This is a genomic window from Nocardioides marmorisolisilvae, assembly GCF_003725775.1.
GTDB classification, from domain to species: Bacteria; Actinomycetota; Actinomycetes; order Propionibacteriales; family Nocardioidaceae; genus Marmoricola; species Marmoricola marmorisolisilvae.
The window spans coordinates 429,974-447,294 of the sequence record NZ_RJSG01000002.1; the positions used below are offsets into that span (position 1 = coordinate 429,974).

General features: G+C 70.1%; 19 protein-coding genes. 10 read left to right on the forward strand and 9 right to left on the reverse strand.

The window, feature by feature from the left end:
• Positions 1-12: 12 nt before the first annotated feature.
• Positions 13-771 (reverse strand): hypothetical protein, encoded by a 759-nt coding sequence (locus tag EFL95_RS05795; RefSeq protein ID WP_123233100.1) that lies wholly within the window; start codon positions 769-771, stop codon positions 13-15.
• A gap of 2 nt (positions 772-773) precedes the next feature.
• Positions 774-1,223: a hypothetical protein gene (locus EFL95_RS05800; protein ID WP_123233101.1), complete on the reverse strand. Its 450-nt coding sequence runs from the start codon at positions 1,221-1,223 to the stop codon at positions 774-776.
• Between the two features lie 63 nt (positions 1,224-1,286).
• On the opposite strand from EFL95_RS05800, the gene EFL95_RS05805 reads away from it, so the two are divergent.
• The 3 genes from EFL95_RS05805 to EFL95_RS05815 all read left to right on the forward strand — a co-directional run bounded on the left by EFL95_RS05805 (position 1,287) and on the right by EFL95_RS05815 (position 4,074).
• A complete protein-coding gene (locus EFL95_RS05805) occupies positions 1,287-2,465 on the forward strand; it encodes an acyl-CoA dehydrogenase family protein (protein ID WP_123233102.1) in 1,179 nt (392 codons plus the stop codon).
• Positions 2,466-2,561: 96 nt separating this feature from the next.
• Positions 2,562-3,545 carry a dTDP-glucose 4,6-dehydratase gene (rfbB, locus tag EFL95_RS05810; protein ID WP_123233103.1) on the forward strand — a complete coding sequence of 328 codons (984 nt, stop codon included), beginning with the start codon at positions 2,562-2,564 and terminating at the stop codon, positions 3,543-3,545.
• Positions 3,538-4,074 carry a GtrA family protein gene (locus EFL95_RS05815; RefSeq protein ID WP_183407056.1) on the forward strand — a complete coding sequence of 179 codons (537 nt, stop codon included), beginning with the start codon at positions 3,538-3,540 and terminating at the stop codon, positions 4,072-4,074. The genes rfbB and EFL95_RS05815 overlap by 8 nt, the downstream gene beginning before the upstream one ends.
• A 14-nt stretch (positions 4,075-4,088) precedes the next feature.
• Here the strand turns inward: EFL95_RS05815 and EFL95_RS05820 are convergent, their stop codons facing one another.
• The 3 genes from EFL95_RS05820 to EFL95_RS05830 are packed head-to-tail and all read right to left on the reverse strand — an operon-like array spanning position 4,089 to position 6,514.
• Positions 4,089-4,685 carry a Maf family protein gene (locus EFL95_RS05820; RefSeq protein ID WP_123233105.1) on the reverse strand — a complete coding sequence of 199 codons (597 nt, stop codon included), beginning with the start codon at positions 4,683-4,685 and terminating at the stop codon, positions 4,089-4,091.
• Between the two features lie 21 nt (positions 4,686-4,706).
• Positions 4,707-4,928, reverse strand: a complete 222-nt coding sequence (locus tag EFL95_RS05825; protein ID WP_123233106.1) for an acyl-CoA carboxylase subunit epsilon — start codon at positions 4,926-4,928, stop codon at positions 4,707-4,709.
• Positions 4,925-6,514 (reverse strand): acyl-CoA carboxylase subunit beta, encoded by a 1,590-nt coding sequence (locus tag EFL95_RS05830; protein ID WP_183407186.1) that lies wholly within the window; start codon positions 6,512-6,514, stop codon positions 4,925-4,927. The genes EFL95_RS05825 and EFL95_RS05830 overlap by 4 nt, the downstream gene beginning before the upstream one ends.
• Before the next feature lie 152 nt (positions 6,515-6,666).
• On the opposite strand from EFL95_RS05830, the gene EFL95_RS05835 reads away from it, so the two are divergent.
• Genes EFL95_RS05835 through EFL95_RS05860 form a run of 6 tightly spaced genes read left to right on the forward strand, consistent with a single transcriptional unit; the run spans position 6,667 to position 11,056 of the window.
• Complete coding sequence (locus EFL95_RS05835; protein ID WP_183407057.1) at positions 6,667-7,389, forward strand: biotin--[acetyl-CoA-carboxylase] ligase; 723 nt, start codon at positions 6,667-6,669, stop codon at positions 7,387-7,389.
• 12 nt (positions 7,390-7,401) lie between these two features.
• Positions 7,402-7,911, forward strand: a complete 510-nt coding sequence (locus tag EFL95_RS05840) for a PH domain-containing protein (protein ID WP_123233109.1) — start codon at positions 7,402-7,404, stop codon at positions 7,909-7,911.
• Positions 7,898-8,914 (forward strand): adenylate/guanylate cyclase domain-containing protein, encoded by a 1,017-nt coding sequence (locus EFL95_RS05845; protein WP_123233110.1) that lies wholly within the window; start codon positions 7,898-7,900, stop codon positions 8,912-8,914. Before EFL95_RS05840 ends, EFL95_RS05845 begins: the two co-directional genes overlap by 14 nt.
• A gap of 17 nt (positions 8,915-8,931) precedes the next feature.
• Positions 8,932-10,104, forward strand: a complete 1,173-nt coding sequence (locus EFL95_RS05850) for a 5-(carboxyamino)imidazole ribonucleotide synthase (protein ID WP_123233111.1) — start codon at positions 8,932-8,934, stop codon at positions 10,102-10,104.
• Positions 10,068-10,613, forward strand: a complete 546-nt coding sequence (gene purE / locus EFL95_RS05855) for a 5-(carboxyamino)imidazole ribonucleotide mutase (RefSeq protein WP_425463956.1) — start codon at positions 10,068-10,070, stop codon at positions 10,611-10,613. Before EFL95_RS05850 ends, purE begins: the two co-directional genes overlap by 37 nt.
• 2 nt (positions 10,614-10,615) lie before the next feature.
• Positions 10,616-11,056 carry a hypothetical protein gene (locus tag EFL95_RS05860; RefSeq protein ID WP_123233113.1) on the forward strand — a complete coding sequence of 147 codons (441 nt, stop codon included), beginning with the start codon at positions 10,616-10,618 and terminating at the stop codon, positions 11,054-11,056.
• A 15-nt stretch (positions 11,057-11,071) separates the two neighbouring features.
• Here EFL95_RS05860 and EFL95_RS05865 read toward each other — a convergent pair whose 3' ends face one another.
• Positions 11,072-11,485: a CoA-binding protein gene (locus EFL95_RS05865; RefSeq protein WP_123233114.1), complete on the reverse strand. Its 414-nt coding sequence runs from the start codon at positions 11,483-11,485 to the stop codon at positions 11,072-11,074.
• 99 nt (positions 11,486-11,584) lie between these two features.
• On the opposite strand from EFL95_RS05865, the gene EFL95_RS05870 reads away from it, so the two are divergent.
• Positions 11,585-12,754: an acyl-CoA dehydrogenase family protein gene (locus EFL95_RS05870; RefSeq protein ID WP_183407058.1), complete on the forward strand. Its 1,170-nt coding sequence runs from the start codon at positions 11,585-11,587 to the stop codon at positions 12,752-12,754.
• A 6-nt stretch (positions 12,755-12,760) separates the two neighbouring features.
• Here EFL95_RS05870 and EFL95_RS05875 read toward each other — a convergent pair whose 3' ends face one another.
• The 3 genes from EFL95_RS05875 to EFL95_RS05885 are packed head-to-tail and all read right to left on the reverse strand — an operon-like array spanning position 12,761 to position 17,319.
• Positions 12,761-13,093 carry an AAA family ATPase gene (locus EFL95_RS05875; protein ID WP_246004823.1) on the reverse strand — a complete coding sequence of 111 codons (333 nt, stop codon included), beginning with the start codon at positions 13,091-13,093 and terminating at the stop codon, positions 12,761-12,763.
• The gene (locus tag EFL95_RS19830; RefSeq protein ID WP_123233116.1) at positions 13,090-15,525 is read right to left on the reverse strand and encodes a CHAT domain-containing protein; all 2,436 of its coding nucleotides are present in this window, start codon (positions 15,523-15,525) and stop codon (positions 13,090-13,092) included. Before EFL95_RS19830 ends, EFL95_RS05875 begins: the two co-directional genes overlap by 4 nt.
• Before the next feature lie 6 nt (positions 15,526-15,531).
• Positions 15,532-17,319, reverse strand: a complete 1,788-nt coding sequence (locus tag EFL95_RS05885) for a S8 family peptidase (protein WP_123233117.1) — start codon at positions 17,317-17,319, stop codon at positions 15,532-15,534.
• Between the last annotated feature and the right edge of the window lie 2 nt (positions 17,320-17,321).

A 17,321-nucleotide genomic window follows, 5' to 3' on the forward strand; every position in this document is an offset into this window, starting at 1 on the left:
TCAGTTACCGGCTCATGCCGCCTGTCCGGGCGCAGCGTCCGGGTCCCAGCGTTCGAAGCCGAGACTGGTGCCGGGAACCGGCTTGCCGCCGACCACCGCCTTGAGGCGCTCGACCGCGGCCGTGCACACGGCTGCAGCCTTGTCGTCCACGGAGCGGTCGCCGGAGACGACGGTGGTCAGGGTGACGTTGTTGCCCACCCGGACCACGTTCGAGGTCATGCTGATCGTCAACCTCGCGGCGCGGGAGCGGAGGTAGCCGGTGGCCGAGACGTTGAGCTCGTCGTCCACCGCCCCGCCCAGGCGCTTGTCGTCCTGACGCACCTCGAGCACCCACCGGAGGGAGTCGACGTCCGCGTCGACCCGGGTGCAGCTCGCGAGCGCCTTCCGGAAGGCGGGGACGGCTACCGCTGCCTCGCGCTCGGTGCCGAAGGTCGCGACCGACGACCTGATGATCGGGTAGTCGTGGTTCGAGCCGGCGCTGATCACGACCTGCTGCTCGCGCACCGGAACCGACTCCCAGGTGATCGCGTCCAGGGGCTTGAGGCACCCGGGACCGCGGTCGTTCACGTTGAGCCCCGGGTTCGAGGGCGAGTACCGCGCCACGAAGTCGGTGCCGATGACCTCCGGGGTCAGCAGTGCCTCGCGCACCGCGTCCTCGCCGAGGCTTCGAGCTGCGGTCGTCGACGGCGCCGATCCGGGGGAGTGCGCCGGCGACCCGCCGCAGCCCGCGAGGACCAGCAGCCCGGCGGCCACCGCCGCGATCAGCCGCAAGCTCAGCTGCCCGGCTTGTAGACCATCAGGAAGATGATCGCGGCGAAGATCAGCCCGACGAGCCCGCCGCAGGAGGCGACCCGGGCGGTCAGCCCGTCGACGCCCACGCCGTTGGTGATGTTCACGGTCGCCTGCTGCAGGGTCGGCACGATCACGCCGAGGGTCAGACCGAGCGCGACCAGCCAGAGCACCAGCGAGCCCCAGATGAACGGGTCGCCCATGTCCGCGACCTTGCCCGGGCCGTACGGGTTGTCCATCGACATCAGCCCGAAGCCGAAGACGATCACTCCGACCGAGGCGTAGGAGTACAGCGTCGCGATCCGTGCGGAGGCAGCGGTGGCCGCTCCGTCCCCGGTGCGCAGGCCGCGCGAGGCGGTCGTGGTGGCGTGGACCAGCGGGCCGATCGCGAAGACGGCGGCGAGCAGGTGCAGGGCGAGGAAGATCTTGAACACGTGAGGAGGCTAACGCGGGACGTCGGGTTAACAAACGTTAACCTCCTGGCTTACGATGGGTCCATGAGCTTCCAGCTGTCCCCCGAACTCGAGCAGTTCCGCCGTACGGTCCGCGACTTCGCCGAGAAGGAGATCGCGCCGCACGCGGCCCAGTGGGACCGCGAGCACCACTTCCCGACCGACGTCGTGGCCAAGATGGGCGACCTCGGGCTGTTCGGCCTGATCGCGCCGGAGGAGTACGGCGGCGCGGGGCTGACGGGCGAGGACGGCGGCTTCACCAGCCTGTGCCTGGCGATCGAGGAGCTCGGCCGCGTGGACCAGTCGATGTCGGTGACGCTCGAGGCGGCCGTCGGACTCGGCATCACGCCGCTGCTGGCGTACGGCACCCCGGAGCAGAAGGAGAAGTGGCTGCCCGACCTCGTCGCGGGTCGCGCGCTGGCGGGCTTCGGGCTGACCGAGGCCGGTGCCGGTTCGGACGCCTCGGCGACCAGGACCAAGGCCGTTCTCGACAACGGTGAGTGGGTCGTCAACGGTTCCAAGCAGTTCATCACCAACTCGGGCTCGACGCTGACCTCGCTGGTCACGGTCACCGCCCGGACCGGTGAGGTCGACGGCAGGCCGGAGATCTCGGCGATCATCGTCCCGTCCGACACCCCGGGCTTCGTGGCCGAGAAGGCCTACGACAAGCTCGGCTGGCACGCCTCGGACACGCACCCGCTCTCCTTCGAGGACGCGCGCGTCCCGGAGGCCAACCTGCTCGGCAAGCGTGGTCGCGGCTACGCCCAGTTCCTGGCCACCCTCGACGACGGCCGCGTCGCCATCGCCGCCGTCGCCCTCGGCTGCATCCAGGCGTGCCTGGACATGGCGGTCGAGTACGCCGGTGAGCGGACCACCTTCGGCGTTCCGATCGGGCGCAAGCAGGGCGTCGCCTTCCAGCTCGCCGACCTCCAGGTGATGCTCGAGGCCAGCCGGATGCTGGTCTACAAGGCCGCCGCGATGAAGGACGCCGGTGCCCCGAAGGCCGAGTTCAAGCAGGCTGCCTCGATCGCCAAGCTCTACGCCACCGAGTCCGCGGTGACCGCGACCCGGATCGCCACCCAGGTCTTCGGCGGCTACGGCTTCATGGAGGAGTACCCGGTCACCCGGTTCTACCGCGACGCCAAGATCCTGGAGATCGGCGAGGGCACCTCCGAGGTGCAGCGGATGCTGATCGCCCGGGGCCTCGGCCTGCCCGTGGAATAACCGCAGGTCAAAGACGGGTTCTTGCAGCCAAGGGGCCCGAGTCGGCGGATAGAGTCGGTGCTCGTGAGTCGGGGGACGGCAAGCGAGAGGTAGAGCATGAGGCTCTTGGTCACCGGTGGCGCCGGTTTCATCGGCAGCCACTACGTCCGCACGGTGCTGTCCGGCGCCTGGGGCGAGACCGAACCCGAGCAGGTCCTGGTGCTCGACAAGCTCACCTACGCCGGCAACCGCGCGAACCTGGACCCGGTCGCCGGGGACCCGCGCCTCGAGGTCGTCGAGGGGGACATCGTCGACCGTGAGCTGGTCGACGACCTGGTCTCGCGCGTCGATGCCGTGGTGCACTTCGCGGCCGAGACCCACGTCGACCGCTCGATCCGCCGGGCCCACGAGTTCGTGACCACCAACGTGGTCGGCACCCAGACGCTGCTCGACTCCGCCCGGACCGTCGGCGTCGAGAAGTTCGTGCACGTCTCCACCGATGAGGTCTACGGCTCGATCGCCGTCGGCTCCTGGGACGAGGAGCAGCCGCTGCTGCCGAACTCGCCGTACTCCGCCTCGAAGGCCTCCAGCGACCTGATCGCGCGGGCGTACCACCAGACCTACGGGGTCCCGGTCTGCGTGACGCGCTGCTCCAACAACTACGGGCCGTACCAGTTTCCGGAGAAGGTCATCCCGCTGTTCGTGACCAACCTGATCGACGGCGAGGACGTCCCGCTGTACGGCGAGGGCGCGAACGTCCGCGACTGGCTGCACGTCGACGACCACTGCCGCGCCGTGCACCTGGTGCTCACCGGTGGGCGCGACGGCGAGATCTACAACATCGGCGGCGGCACCGAGCTGACCAACGCCGAGCTGACCGGGCTGCTGCTCGAGGCCACCGGCACGGACTGGGACCGGGTCGTGAACGTGGCGGACCGCCCCGGCCACGACCTGCGCTACTCGGTCGACATCTCGAAGATCAGCTCCGAGCTCGGTTACCGCCCCCAGGTCCAGTTCTCCGAGGGCCTGGCTGCGACGATCGAGTGGTACCGGGAGAACCGTGCCTGGTGGGAGCCGCTCAAGGAGTCAGCGCGTGGGTAACCGGCTGAAGAGGATCACCGGTGAGGTCGCCCGGTTCTCCGCGGTGAACACCGTGGCGACCCTGGTCGCCCTGTTCCTGTTCAACGCTCTCGTGCACGGCGTCCAGGGTTGGTTCGACGGCATCATGAACAGCCAGCCGATCCCGGCGTACCTGGTCGCGAACAGCGTGGGCATGTTCGTCAGCTACTACGGAGCGCGCTACTACGCCTTCCGGCACCGGCACGCGGCCGGTCCTGGCGGCGGGCTGGTGAACTACGTGGTCATCAACCTGCTGTCGTTCGTGATCCCGGTGACCTGCCTGTTCCTCAGCCGCAACGTGATCGGCTGGGACAGCATCTACGCCGACAACATGTCGGGCAACGTGATCGGGGCGCTGCTGGGCAACGCCTTCCGGTTCTGGGCGTTCCGGCGCTTCGTCTTCACCGGTCGCTCGCCGCTGGTGGTCGAGCACCTGGCCGAGCCGGTGCTGGACCCGGCGACCGGTGAGCTGCTGGACGTCGAGGTCGAGCCCGCTCGCACCAGCGAGTAGCCCGCCGGAGCGGCCTAGCTCCAGAACTCGTGCCAGACGAAGCCGAGCTCGTCGAACATCAGGCGCAGCAGCGGCACGCTGATCCCGACCACGTTGTGCGGGTCGCCGGTGATCCCCGAGACGTACGCCGACCCGCGGCCGTCCAGGGTGAACGCGCCGGCCACCTTGAGAGGCTCACCGGTCGCGACGTAGGCGGCGATCTCCTCGTCGTCGATCATCGCGAAGCGCACCTGGGTGGCCGCCGAGCGGCCGAGCCAGACCTCGCGGTGGGTGTCGATCACGCAGTGGCCGGTGTGCAGCACGCCGGTCCCGCCGCGCATCCGCTTCCAGCGCGCGGTCGCGTCGGCGGCGTCCTCGGGCTTGCCGAAGATCTCGCCCTCGAACTCCAGCACCGAGTCGCAGCCGATGACCAGCGCCCGCGGCTGGTCCGCAGCGACGGCGACCGCCTTGAGCTGGGCGAGCTTGAGGGCGTACTCGGCCGGGGTGTCCAGCTCGACCTCGTCCTCGTCGACCCCGCTGACGATGACCTCGGGGTCCAGACCGGCCGCCCGCAGCGTCGCCAGCCGGGCAGGAGAGGCCGAGGCCAGGATCAGTCGGATCGGAGCGGTCATGCCCGCGATTATGGCCGCGAACTAGCGCGGCAGGCCGCTGGCGCGCCAGCCGGAGCGCCCGTGCGGGTGTGAGGCGCGCATCTTGCGGGCGTTGGCCGCCCACGCCGGCACCGGCTTCTTCGCCGCCGGCGCGGCACCCCCGAGCGCGGAGAACACCGCGACGATCGCGGCGATCTCCTCCGGGGTGGCGTCGGCGTTGACGACCCGCAGGACCGGCGCGGAGCCGGACTCCTCGGTGCTCACAGCGGGATGTTCCCGTGCTTCTTCGGCGGCAGCGTCTCGCGCTTGGTGGCCAGCAACCGCAGCGCCTTCACGATCTCGGCGCGGGTCTCGTGCGGCGGGATGACCCCGTCGACGTAGCCGCGCTCGGCCGCGATGTAGGGGTTTGCGAGGGTGTCCTCGTACTCCTGGATCAGCTCGGCGCGCTTGCCCTCGACGTCGCCGCCGTCGGCCTCGACCGCGGCCAGGGTCTTGCGGTGCACGATGTTGGCCGCGCCCTGCGCACCCATCACCGCGATCTGGCCGGTCGGCCAGGACAGGTTGATGTCGGCGCCGAGGTGCTTGGACCCCATCACGTCGTACGCGCCGCCGTAGGCCTTGCGGGTGATGATCGTGACCAGCGGGACGGTCGCCTCGGCGTAGGCGTAGATCAGCTTCGCGCCGCGGCGGATGATGCCGTTCCACTCCTGGTCGGTGCCCGGCAGGAAGCCCGGCACGTCGACGAAGGTCACCACCGGGATGTTGAACGCGTCGCAGGTGCGCACGAACCGCGCGGCCTTCTCGGAGGCGTCGATGTCCAGGGTGCCGGCGAACTGCATCGGCTGGTTGGCGACGATGCCGACGGACTTGCCCTCGACCCGGCCGTAGCCGATCAGGATGTTCGGCGCGAACAGCGGCATGACCTCGAGGAACTCGCCGTCGTCGAGCACGGTGTTGATCACGTCGTGCATGTCGTAGGGCTGGTTCGGCGAGTCCGGGATGATCGTGTCGAGCGCCAGGTCCTCGTCGGTGACCGTCAGGTCGGCGACCTCGTCGAAGGACGGCACCTCGTCCATGTTGTTCTGCGGCAGGTAGGAGAGCAGCGCCTTGGTGTACTCCAGCGCGTCGTCCTCGTCGGCGCCCATGTAGTGCGCGTTGCCGGACTTGGTGTTGTGGGCCCGGGCGCCGCCCAGGTCCTCCATGGTGACGTCCTCACCGGTGACGGTCTTGATGACGTCCGGACCGGTGATGAACATCGCCGAGGTCTGGTCGACCATGATCGTGAAGTCGGTGACCGCGGGGGAGTACACGTGGCCGCCGGCGCAGTTGCCCATGATCAGGCTGATCTGCGGGATGACGCCCGAGGCGTGCACGTTGCGGCGGAAGATCTCGCCGTACAGGCCGAGGGAGACCACGCCCTCCTGGATGCGGGCGCCGGCACCCTCGTTGATGCCGATGATCGGGCACCCGGTCTTCATGGCCAGGTCCATCACCTTGGTGATCTTCTCGCCGTAGACCTCGCCGAGGGATCCGCCGAAGATGGTGAAGTCCTGGGAGAACACGCAGACCTGGCGGCCGTCGATGGTGCCGTACCCGGTGATCACGCCGTCGCCGTACGGGCGGTTCTTCTCCAGCCCGAAAGCGACCGAGCGGTGCCGGGCCAGCTCGTCGAGCTCGACGAAGCTGCCCTCGTCGAAGAGCGCCTCGATCCGCTCGCGGGCGGTCTTCTTACCCTTGGCGTGCTGCTTCTCGACCGCCTTCTCGCCGGCAGCGTGCACCGCCAGGTCGATGCGCCGGTCCAGGTCGGCCAGCTTGCCCGCCGTGGTGTGGATGTCGATGTCCGCCGGCACCTCGGTGCCCTGGCCGGGAACTGCACTCACGCGAAGACTCCTTCTCAAAGGGTGGATCCTGGGTCAGGGTAGTGCCTGTGCCGACACCTGATTCCTCCCGGTCACCCCTCGAACTCGACGCCCTGACGGGCGCGGCTGGCACCGGCTGGGCGGTGAGGCTGCTGCCGACCGCCGAGTCGACCAACGCGGTCGCCGCCGCGGACCCGCAGCCGGACACGCTGGTGGTCGCGGACCACCAGACCGCAGGCCGTGGCCGGCTCGACCGCACCTGGGACACGCCGCCGGGCTCCGCGCTGACCTTCACCGCGGTGGTCGACCCCGGGCTCGCGGACGCCGACTGGCCGCTGCTGCCGCTGGCCGTCGCGCTCGCCGCCGCGGACGGGGTCCGGTCGGCCAGCGGGCTGCCGGTCGCGGTGAAGTGGCCCAACGACCTGCTCGTGCCCACGCCCGACGGCGGGCAGGGCAAGATCGCCGGCATCCTGCTCGAGCGGGTCTCCGGACCCGGCGGCCGGGCCCTGGCGCTGATCGGCATCGGGATCAACGTCGCGCTCGGCCCGGACGAGCTGCCGGTGCCCACGGCGTCGTCGCTCTCGATCGCCGGTTCCCCGGTCGACCGGACCGCAGTCTTCGCCGAGGTGGTTCCGGCGCTGGCCACGATCCTGGACGCGCTGCGCGCCGAGCCGGGGGCCGTGCTGGAGCGCTACCGCTCGGAGTGCGACACCGTCGGGCGCCAGGTCACCGTGCAGCTGCCGGACGGTGAGACCTTCTCCGGGACGGCGAGCGGGCTGGACCGCGGCGGCCGCCTGGTCGTGGACGGCCCCGGAGGGAGCCGGACGATTGGTGCCGGAGACGTCGTGCACGTCCGTCCCGCGTGACATGATCGGCGCGTGGCGATCAACAAGAAGCTCCTGAACGAGGGCGAGAGCATCGTCTTCTCCACGCGCACGCACGTGAAGGCGCTCTTCGTGCCGGCGCTGGTCCTCATCGTGGTGGCCGGTGCGGCCGGCTACGGGATGGGCCAGATCGACAACAAGATCGTGCGCTACGTGATCGCGGCCGTCGCGCTCGTGGTCATCGTCGTCTACACGCTGTGGCCGTTCCTGAAGTGGATGACCGCCACCTACACCGTGACCAACCGCCGACTGACCACCCACCAGGGCGTGATCTCCCGGACCGGCCACGACATCCCGCTCAGCCGGATCAGCGACGTGTCCTACGAGAAGGGCCTGCTCGACCGACTCCTCGGCTGCGGAACGCTGGTCGTCTCCGACGCCAGCGAGCAGGGCCGCGTGCAGCTGACGGACGTGCCGCAGGTCGAGAAGCGCCAGCTGCAGCTCTCCGACCTGCTGTTCCACGGTGGCGCCCAGCAGGACCCCAAGCACGATGACGGGACCTGAGCTGCCTGAGTCGCCGGATCTCGGCCCGACCGTCTCCGACCTCGAGAACGCGATCCTCGGCGAGGCGCCGTCCATGCTCGGCAGCGAGATCGCCGCTGCCGCTGGGATCAGCACCGACGAGGCCAGGCGTCTGTGGCGCGCCCTCGGCTTCCCCGACGCCACCAACCAGGTGGCCTTCACCCTGGCTGACCAGCACGCGCTGGAGCTGGTGGCGCACACGGTCGCCGACTCCGGGATCGACTTCGAGACGATGCTCCGCCTGGTCCGCGCGATCGGCCACACCGTGGCCCGGCTCGCGGATTGGCAGACCGCGACCCTGGCGACCGCGCTGGAGGAGTTCACCCAGAAGGACCTGTCCTCGCCCGAGGCGATGAAGGCGGCGCTGGCCCTGGTCGAAGGTCAGGTGCCGAACTTCGACGCGCTGCTCGTCTACGCCTGGCGCAGGCACCTGGCCGCGGCCGTGGGCCGGATCGACCTGCTCGGTCAGGCTGACGAGGACCTGCACGTCCCGCAGGCGACCGTCGGGTTCGCCGACCTGGTCTCCTTCACCGCCCTGTCCAACGAGCTGGACGAGAACGAGATCGGCGAGCTGGTGGAGGTCTTCGAGACCCGCTGCTCCGACGTCATCGCCGACCACAACGGCCGGGTGATCAAGACGCTGGGTGACTCGGTGCTGTTCATCGAGTCCGACCCGGTCCAGGCCATCGACATCGCGCTGGACATCATCGCTGTGATCGGAGGGGACGAGCGGCTGCCCGACGTCCGGCTGGGGCTGGCGACGGGCCCGGTCGTGATGCGGATGGGCGACGTCTACGGCCCGCCGGTGAACCTGGCCGCTCGCTTCACGGCGGTGGCCCGGCGCAACCGGGTGATCATCGACTCCCGAACCGCCGAGCTGCTGCCGCCGACCGAGTTCGAGACGCGTCCGCTGCCGGCCCGCCCGATCCGCGGGTTCGGCGACATCGAGCCGGTGACGGTGCGTCGTACGAGGCCGCGACACTGACCGATAGGGTCACCCCTGTGCCTGAGGAGCTCGCGCCCAAGATCGCCGTGATCGGCGGTGGACAGCTGGCCCGGATGATGGCCGAGCCCGCCGCCGCGCTGGGGATCCCGCTGCGGCTGCTGGCCGAGGCGGACGGCGTCTCCGCGGCCCAGGTCATCGTCGACCACGAGGTCGGTGACTACCGCGACCTCGACGCGCTGCGCCGGATCACCCAGGGCTGTGCCGCGGTCACCTTCGACCACGAGCACGTCCCGACCGAGCACCTGCACGCGCTGGAGGAAGACGGGATCGCCGTCCGGCCCGGCCCCGAGGCGCTGGTGCACGCGCAGGACAAGGGCGTCATGCGGGCGGCGCTCGGTGCCCTCGACGTCCCGTGCCCGCGCAACGCGATCGTCGCGGACGTTGCCGAGGCCGAGGCGTTCGGCTTCCCCTGCGTGCTCAAGACGACCCGGGGCGGGTACGACGGCAAGGGCGTCTGGTTCGTCCGGTCGGCCGAGGACGCCGCCGAGCCGTTCGAGGCAGCAGCCGCGACCGGGGTGCAGATCCTGGCCGAGGAGCGGGTCGACTTCCGCCGCGAGCTTTCCGCCCTCGTGGCCCGCTCGCCCTCCGGTCAGGTCGCTGCCTGGCCGGTGGTCGCCTCGGAGCAGCGCGACGGCATCTGCCGCGAGGTGATCGCCCCGGCGCCTGACCTGGACCCGGACCTGGCCATCGAGGCCCAGCAGATCGCGATGCGGGTCGCCGGCGAGCTCGGCGTCACCGGCGTGCTGGCGGTCGAGCTCTTCGAGACCAACGACGGCCGGGTGCTGGTCAACGAGCTGGCGATGCGCCCGCACAACACCGGGCACTGGACCCAGGACGGCTCGGTGACCTCGCAGTTCGAGAACCACCTGCGCGCGGTGCTGGACCTGCCGCTCGGTGCGCCGGACGCCCGCGCGCCGTGGACGGTGATGGTCAACATCCTCGGAGGCGCCGGCCAGGACTCGGCGAGCACGGCCCGTCTCTACGACGGTTACCCGCACGCGCTGGCCCGCGATCCGCGGCTGCGCGTGCACCTGTACGGAAAAGGACTGCGACCGGGCCGCAAGGTCGGCCACGTGAATGCCTACGGCGAGGACCTCGAGGACTGCCTCGAACGGGCCCGTCATGCGGCAGCATGGTTCGCAGGAGAGCTGGGAGAGGAAAGCGAATGAGTGTGCGCGTCGGCATCGTGATGGGGTCGGACTCCGACTGGCCGGTGATGAAGGACGCCGCTGAGGCGCTCACCGAGTTCGGCATCGAGTTCGAGGCCGACGTCGTCTCCGCGCACCGGATGCCGGAGGAGATGCTCGCTTACGGCAAGGACGCCGCCGGTCGTGGGATCCAGGTGATCATCGCCGGCGCCGGGGGAGCGGCCCACCTGCCCGGGATGCTCGCCTCGGTGACCCCGCTGCCGGTGATCGGCGTACCGGTGCCGCTGAAGTACCTCGACGGCATGGACTCGCTGCTCTCCATCGTGCAGATGCCCGCCGGCGTCCCGGTGGCAGCCGTCGCTGTCGGCAACGCCCGCAACGCCGGCCTGCTGGCCGTCCGCATCCTGGCAGCTACCGACCCGGATCTCCAGCAGAAGATGACCGAGTTCCAGTCCACGCTACGCGACTCCGCCCACGAGAAGGGCAAGGTCGTCCGCGACCAGGCCGCCCCGCGGCGCGCCGGCTTCTGACCATGACTGACGCCGCGGCTCCGGCTGACGCGGCCCCGACGCGTCGCCGTCCGGTCCTGCGAGGTTTCGTCCTCGGCGTCGTCATAACGATGGTTGTCCTCGGCCTGACCTGGGCAGGAAAGCAACTGTTGGATCCCGGTGTCAGGTCGTTCGCCACGACGTGTTCCGGAGCCAAGGTCACCGGGACGATCTGGGTGGAGTCGTCGGGCGTGAACACCACGGTCGTCATCGACGACCCGAAGCAGCGAGGCTGGCGCGTTGTTTGGGGTCGGTACGGCGAGGCCGCGGACTCAAGCCTCAAGGCCCCGCCCGTTCCCGAACTCCTGGTCGCCGCGGCCACGTTGGGAGACACCGACGACGGCACTCATCGAACAGCGCGACTGCGCCCGGACGGAGCAGCGGGCTGGTGCGACCTCAAGATGCACGTGTACCGGTTCTGGTGATCTCCGAGGAGCTGATCAGCGGCGCCTGTCCCACTCGATGAGCGGGCAGGTGTCCATCACCATCGGCAGTCCCGCCTCGGCGGCACGCTCGAAGGCGTCCTCGTCGATGACTCCGAGCTGGAGCCACACCCCCTTCGCACCGACGGCGATGGCTTCGTCGACGAACTGACCGGCGGCCTCGGAGCGACGGAACACGTCGACCACGTCGACGGGGAAAGGCACGTCGGCGAGCGTGGCGTAGCCCTGTTCGCCGAGCACGACCGGGGTGTCCGGGTGGATCGGGACGATCCGCTTGCCGGCGTTCTGCAGAGCCAGCGCGATCCTGTACGCGGTCCGTGACGGATCTCCGGAGAGCCCGACGATCGCCCAGGTCTCGAGCTCGTCCAGCATCAGGTCGACGTACTTCTGCTCCTGCCAGTCGGTGCTCACTCTGATGACAACAACAGGTCGCGACGAAGGCTTCCCGGGAGACGGATATCACCCCGGAGCCGGTTAATGAGCGTTCACTGCGAACCTAGAATCGAACCCATGTCTGACTTCCCGATGTACGGCCTGTCCGAGGAGCACCGCGAGATCCGCAAGGCGGTCCGCGAGATCGCCGAGGCGAAGATCGCCCCGCACGCGGCGGCCGTCGACGAGGAGGCGCGCTACCCGGTCGAGGCCGCGCAGGCGCTCCTGGAGACCGACTTCCACGCCCCGCACGTGCCCGAGCAGTACGGCGGCGCCGGTGCGGACGCGCTGGCCACGGTGCTGGTCATCGAGGAGATCGCCCGCGTGTGCGTCTCCTCGAGCCTGATCCCCGCCGTGAACAAGCTCGGCTCGCTGCCGGTGCAGATCTCGGGTTCGGAAGAGCTCAAGGCCACGTACCTCTCGAAGCTGGCCAAGGGTGAGGGCGGGTTCTCCTACTGCCTCTCCGAGCCCGACGCCGGCTCGGACGCCGGTGGCATGACGACGCGCGCGGTCCGCGACGGCGAGCACTACGTGCTCAACGGTGTGAAGCGCTGGATCACCAACGCCGGCGAGTCCGAGTACTACACCGTCATGGCGGTGACGAACCCCGACTCCCGGACCCACGGCATCTCCGCGTTCGTGGTCGAGAAGACCGACGAGGGCGTCTCCTTCGGAGCCCCCGAGAAGAAGCTGGGCATCAAGGGATCTCCGACCAAGGAGGTCTACCTCGACAACGTCCGGATCCCCGCCGACCGCCTGATCGGTGCCGAGGGCACCGGCTTCGAGACCGCGATGCGCACCCTCGACCACACCCGCGTCACCATCGCGGCCCAGGCCGTCGGCGTCGCGCAGGGTGCCCTCGACTACGCCCTGGAGTACGCGATGGAGCGCCGCCAGTTCGGTAAGTCGATCTCGGAGTTCCAGGGCCTGCAGTTCCTGCTCGCCGACATGGGCATGAAGGTCGAGGCGGCTCGCCAGATGACCTACGCCGCCGCCGGTCGCTCCGAGCGCGGTGACTCCGACCTGACGTTCTTCGGTGCCGCGGCCAAGTGCTTCGCCTCGGACGTGGCGATGGAGGTCACCACCAACGCGGTCCAGGTGCTCGGTGGCTACGGCTACACCCGGGACTACCCGGTCGAGCGGATGATGCGCGACGCCAAGATCACCCAGATCTACGAGGGCACCAACCAGGTCCAGCGGATCGTGATGGCCCGCCAGCTGCTGGCCGGCGTGCAGGCCGAGATCTGAACCTGATCAGTCGTCGTCCGGCCACCTCCTGAGCAGGACGATGCCGTCGAAGACCTCGATCCGCTCGAGCAGGGGGCTCAGCTCGATGCTCGCGTAGCGGTCGGGCGAATCCTTCACGCCGGTGCGCTTCCCGAACAGGTCATCTGCTTCGTCGAACAGGAGGATGGCGCCGCCTTTCTCGGCAGCGTCAAAGAGCCTGCGGAGGTTCTTCTCGGTCTCACCGATGTACTTGCTCACCACGGCGCTCAGGTCGATTCGGTAGACATCCGCGTCGATGGTCAGCGCACCGTCGTCCAGAAGTCGGGCGATGACCGCTTCCCGGTCGTCCTCCTCGCTCACCAGCCCGCTCCGAAGCTGAGCAGCGGCACCACCTCGTCGGTCGACGCGCACACCTGAGCGAGCGCGTCGGCGGGCGCTGTTCCTGCGCCCACCAACCGGTGCCACGAGGCGAACACCTCGCAGGCCAGCTCGTCAGCGAGTAGGGCGGGGGACGAGATCACCGTCCGCGCTCCCGCGTGCAGCCAGGCGGCGGTCATGCCGACCGATTCCTCGCCGTGCAGGACCGTGACCCGGCCGAGGTCGCAGGCGGAGAGCACGACGAGCTCCGGCGTACGGGGGAGCAGGTCGACGTCGTGGCCGAACCAGGGTCCGTCGGCGAGCTCGATCGCGGAGAACAGCGGGTGGTCGCCCGGGTGCAGGCCGTGGCCGGCGACGTGGAAGAGGTCGACCTGGGAGGCGAGCCAGCCGACGCGGGCCGAGTCCGCGGTGTCCCCGGAGAGCACCTGGGCCGTGGGCCAGGTGCCGGCCGAGCGTTGGATCTCCTCCTCGGCGCGTTCGAGCCGGGGGCCGGCGACGAACCCGGCGATCCGGGGCGGGACCGCCTTCACCGCGGTCTGCTCGACCCAGCGCGTCGCCGAGGTCGGGATGGTGAGCGGGCGACCGATCAGCCCGGGCAGGCAGGTCCACGGAGTGCCGGCCAGCATGGCGGAGGGTGTCAGCACCAGGCGTCGGTAGCCGATCGTCGCGAGCAGCGGCCGGACCAGGACGTCGGCCAGCGCGGAGAGATCGGTGCGCAGCGACGCCCGCACCGGAGCGGCCAGCTCGTCGCTGCGGTGCTGCGCGGCGAAGTCGAGGTCGGCGGCCACGCGGTCGAGCAGCGTGCGGACCGGCTCTGCCTCGCCGAGCGGGATGATCGCCGCCGAGTCGGTCGTGACGGCGAGCGCGGTCAGCTGGCCGTCGAGGACGATGTGGGCCACCAGGGCTGCGTTGTCCTCGGCGAGGCGGGCGCGCAGGGCGTCGAGCTCGACGGGCTCGCCGATGGTGCCGGCCGCGGCGAACCACGAGTGCGACCGGATCCGGTCCTTCAGGGCGCGGACTGCGGCCGCATCCTTGGGATCGGTGACGCGCAGCGCAGTGAGGTCGGCGGCGAGCGCCGGGTCGGGTGGCGGACGCAGGGCGGTCACCCGCGAGGCCAGGGCGCGCGCCCGCTCCGACCACTCGAAGACGACCTCGGGGGAGCCGTCGTCCATCGCGGCCCGGAGTCCCAGGCGTGCCAGGTGCTGACCGTGGCCGACCGACGAGGACTGCAGGTCGAAGCTGCCGAAGGTGGCCTGCCACGTGTGCAGGGCGGAGAGGCCCTGCTGGGCATAGGTGCGGACCCTGGTGGGCTGGCCCTGCGCGGCTGCCAGCTCGGCCCGCACCTCGCGCGTGAGCAGCCGGGTGGTGACCGGGGAGTACTCGGTGGTCCGCACCTTCGCGATGCGCGTGGATGCGTCGGCCATGTCGCCGCGGCGGATCGAGAGGCGGGAGGCGTGCAGGGCGAGCCGGTCTGCCTCTTCCCGGTAGCCGGCCTTGCGCAGGACCTCGGCGAGCTCGTCGGCGTGACGCAACGTCGCGGGTGCCTTGCTGCCGGCCTCGATGTCAGCGACGGTGGCCATCGCCCGTGCGCGCGCAGCCCAGACCTCGCGCTTCTCGGCCTCGAACCGGCGTGCGGCCTGCAGCGCGATGGCTTTGGCGCGCTCCGGCTCGTCGGCGACCAGCGTCCGGGCGAGGATGAGCTCGCACTCGGCCTGGAGTCGGCGCAGCTTCTCGGCTCCGTACGCCTCGGCTGCAGCTTCGAGCGCCTCGGCGGCCTCCCGAGCCCGACCCGAGGCGAGCAGCACCTCGGCCCGGTCCTGCTGGCCGATCGCGCGGTTCACCGGCGAATCGGCGGCGAGGGTCTCGAAGGCCTCGTCCATGCCCCGCATCGCGGCAACCAGGTCGTTGCGCAGGAGCTCGGCGTAGCCGTTGTTGAAGAGGGCCTTCGCATGACCCATGACGTCGCCCTCGCGCAGCAGCAGCTCTGCGGCTTCTGCCAGGTCTGTCGCTGCTGCGTTCGGGTCGCGTCGGTCCAGGTGCACCGTCCCGCGGTTCAACAGGGCACGACCGCGGTAGAGCGTTTCACCCGCCAGCGCCTCCAGGGCCCGGTCCAACGCACCCAGGGCAGCGTTCGGCTCGGCGTTGCGCATGTAGAGCAGGCCGAGCTGCGACTCGGCGAGCCCGGCCGTGAGGGTCTCGATCCCGGTTCGGGTGAGCACGTCCCTGCACAGCGCGACGGCGCCGGCGTGGTCGCCGGTCTCGGCCATGCTGTACGTCGCGGTGATGTCGAGTCTGCTCAGCAGGTTCTCGTCGTCGGTCAGGTCCCGAGCCTGGGCGATGATCTCGAGCGCCAAACCCCACTTGCCGGCGTTGACGGCAACGACGGCGTCCTGGTGCAGGGACTCAGCGTCCACGGGTCCTCATGGCTTGATCTTCGCTCCCCGCGTCACCAGGGGCCAGATCCGCGCGATCGCGGCCTTGCGGTGGTCGCCGCGCAGACCGATCGAGTCGATCTCGGCGCTCATCCAGCCGGCGAAGAGCGGAGCGGCGAACGACGTTCCGCTCCAGAGAGCGAACCCGTTGCGGAAGTCGTCGACGTCCGGCGACTGCCGCACCCGCCCGTCCAGAGTGAGCTGGGACATCGGCTGGAAACCGCTGTTGAACGCAGGGACGGTGCTCATCACCGAGGCGCCGGGCGCGTGAGCGCGGACCCACGGTCCGGCGTTGCTGAACATCGCGTCCGACCCGTTGGGGTTCAGGGCGCCGACCGAGACGACCGGGATGACGTCCTTCTCCGGCTTGGTCATGCCCTTCCCGTTCGTCCACGGGGCCAGGGCGGCGGGGTACTCGGGACGCGTGGTCGAGTCGTTGCCGGCCGAGCAGACCACGGCGACGCCGCACTCGCCGAGCAGGCGCAGCGGTGCGTAGATGGTGCTGTCGAAATCCACGTCGTCGGCGGACTCGTGGTAGTACCCCAGCGACAGGCTGAGCACGTCGATCGGGTGACCGCCACGCTCGCCGTCGCGGTGTCGGCGCGCGAGCTCGGCGATGTCCGCGAGCGCGTCGATCAGGTCGCTCTCGACGATCGGACCCTCGGACGGGGTGATGCGCCAGGAGACGATGTCGGCGTCCGGGTTCGCTTGGCGGACCAGGCCGGCGATGAAGGTGCCGTGTCCGGCGTAGGTATCCATCACGCCGTCGGCCGGGCCGACCAGGTCGGCGTGCAGCTCGGGGTTGGTGCGCTTGTCGGTGTAGCCGATCGGCTTGCCGTCGAGCTTGACGTCGGTGTTGACGATGCCGTCCAGCCACGGGTGCTTGCCGCACCCGGAGTCCAGGATCGCCACCACGGGCCGACGTTGGTTCTTGTTCTTGTAGTCGGCGTTGGGCTTGCGGGCAGGCTTCGGGCCGACGTACGCCACGGGCTGCCGACCGCCCGTCCCCGGGTATCCGTACGCGGCCACGCCCGGGCTCGGGGGCGCCGGGTTCCCGACGTTGTACGGGTTCCCGACGTTGTAGGGGTTGCCCACGTTGTACGGGTTGCCCACGTTGTAGGGGTTCCCGACGTTGTACGGGTTCCCGACGTTGTACGGGTTGCCCACGTTGTAGGGGTTCCCGACGTTGTACGGGTTGCCGGCGACGTCGCCGATCGAGATGACGTGGTCCAGGCCGACGCTCGCGGCCTTGAGGACCTTCTTCCGGCTGGACTTCACGGCCTGCATGAAGGCCCAGGCGTCGGGCTTCTTCAGCACGCCGTCGTTCGGTACGCCGAGCTCGAGACGCGCGACCCCCAGAGCTGCGCGGTGCGCCTGCTTCGGCGGGTTCACCGCGTCCCGCGCGTCCAGCGTCCAGCCGAGGCCGGTCGCCACGTTGGTCAGCTCGGCGATCAGCTCCGGAGTGATCGCACTGCGGGACACCAGGACGCGCGTGCCGGCGTACGCGGTCGGCATCGGCGCCTTGCCGTTGGCCTGGAGCGCGGTGACCGTGTTCAGGATGCGCGGGGACAGCGCCTCGAACGCAGCGATCCGCGCCCTCTCCGCCCGCTCCCGGGCCGCGATGCGCCGGTTCAGCTCGCGGTCGATGTCAGCAGCGGTCGGCCGCTTGGATGCCGTCTTCTTCGACGCCCGCGCGGTGGTCTTCTTCGCGGTGGTCTTCTTGGCGACGGTCTTCTTGAAGGCAGTCTTCTTCGCAGCAGTCTTCTTGGCGGCCATGA

Bases quoted from the DNA above. Each gene is read 5' to 3' on its own strand.
- EFL95_RS05805 (WP_123233102.1), top strand. From the start codon at position 1,287: ATGAGCTTCCAGCTGTCCCCCGAACTCGAGCAGTTCCGCCGTACGGTC.
- rfbB (WP_123233103.1), top strand. From the start codon at position 2,562: ATGAGGCTCTTGGTCACCGGTGGCGCCGGTTTCATCGGCAGCCACTAC.
- EFL95_RS05820 (WP_123233105.1), bottom strand. From the start codon at position 4,685: ATGACCGCTCCGATCCGACTGATCCTGGCCTCGGCCTCTCCTGCCCGG.
- EFL95_RS05845 (WP_123233110.1), top strand. From the start codon at position 7,898: ATGACGGGACCTGAGCTGCCTGAGTCGCCGGATCTCGGCCCGACCGTC.
- purE (WP_425463956.1), top strand. From the start codon at position 10,068: ATGGTTCGCAGGAGAGCTGGGAGAGGAAAGCGAATGAGTGTGCGCGTC.
- EFL95_RS05860 (WP_123233113.1), top strand. From the start codon at position 10,616: ATGACTGACGCCGCGGCTCCGGCTGACGCGGCCCCGACGCGTCGCCGT.
- EFL95_RS05870 (WP_183407058.1), top strand. From the start codon at position 11,585: ATGTCTGACTTCCCGATGTACGGCCTGTCCGAGGAGCACCGCGAGATC.
- EFL95_RS05885 (WP_123233117.1), bottom strand. From the start codon at position 17,319: ATGGCCGCCAAGAAGACTGCTGCGAAGAAGACTGCCTTCAAGAAGACC.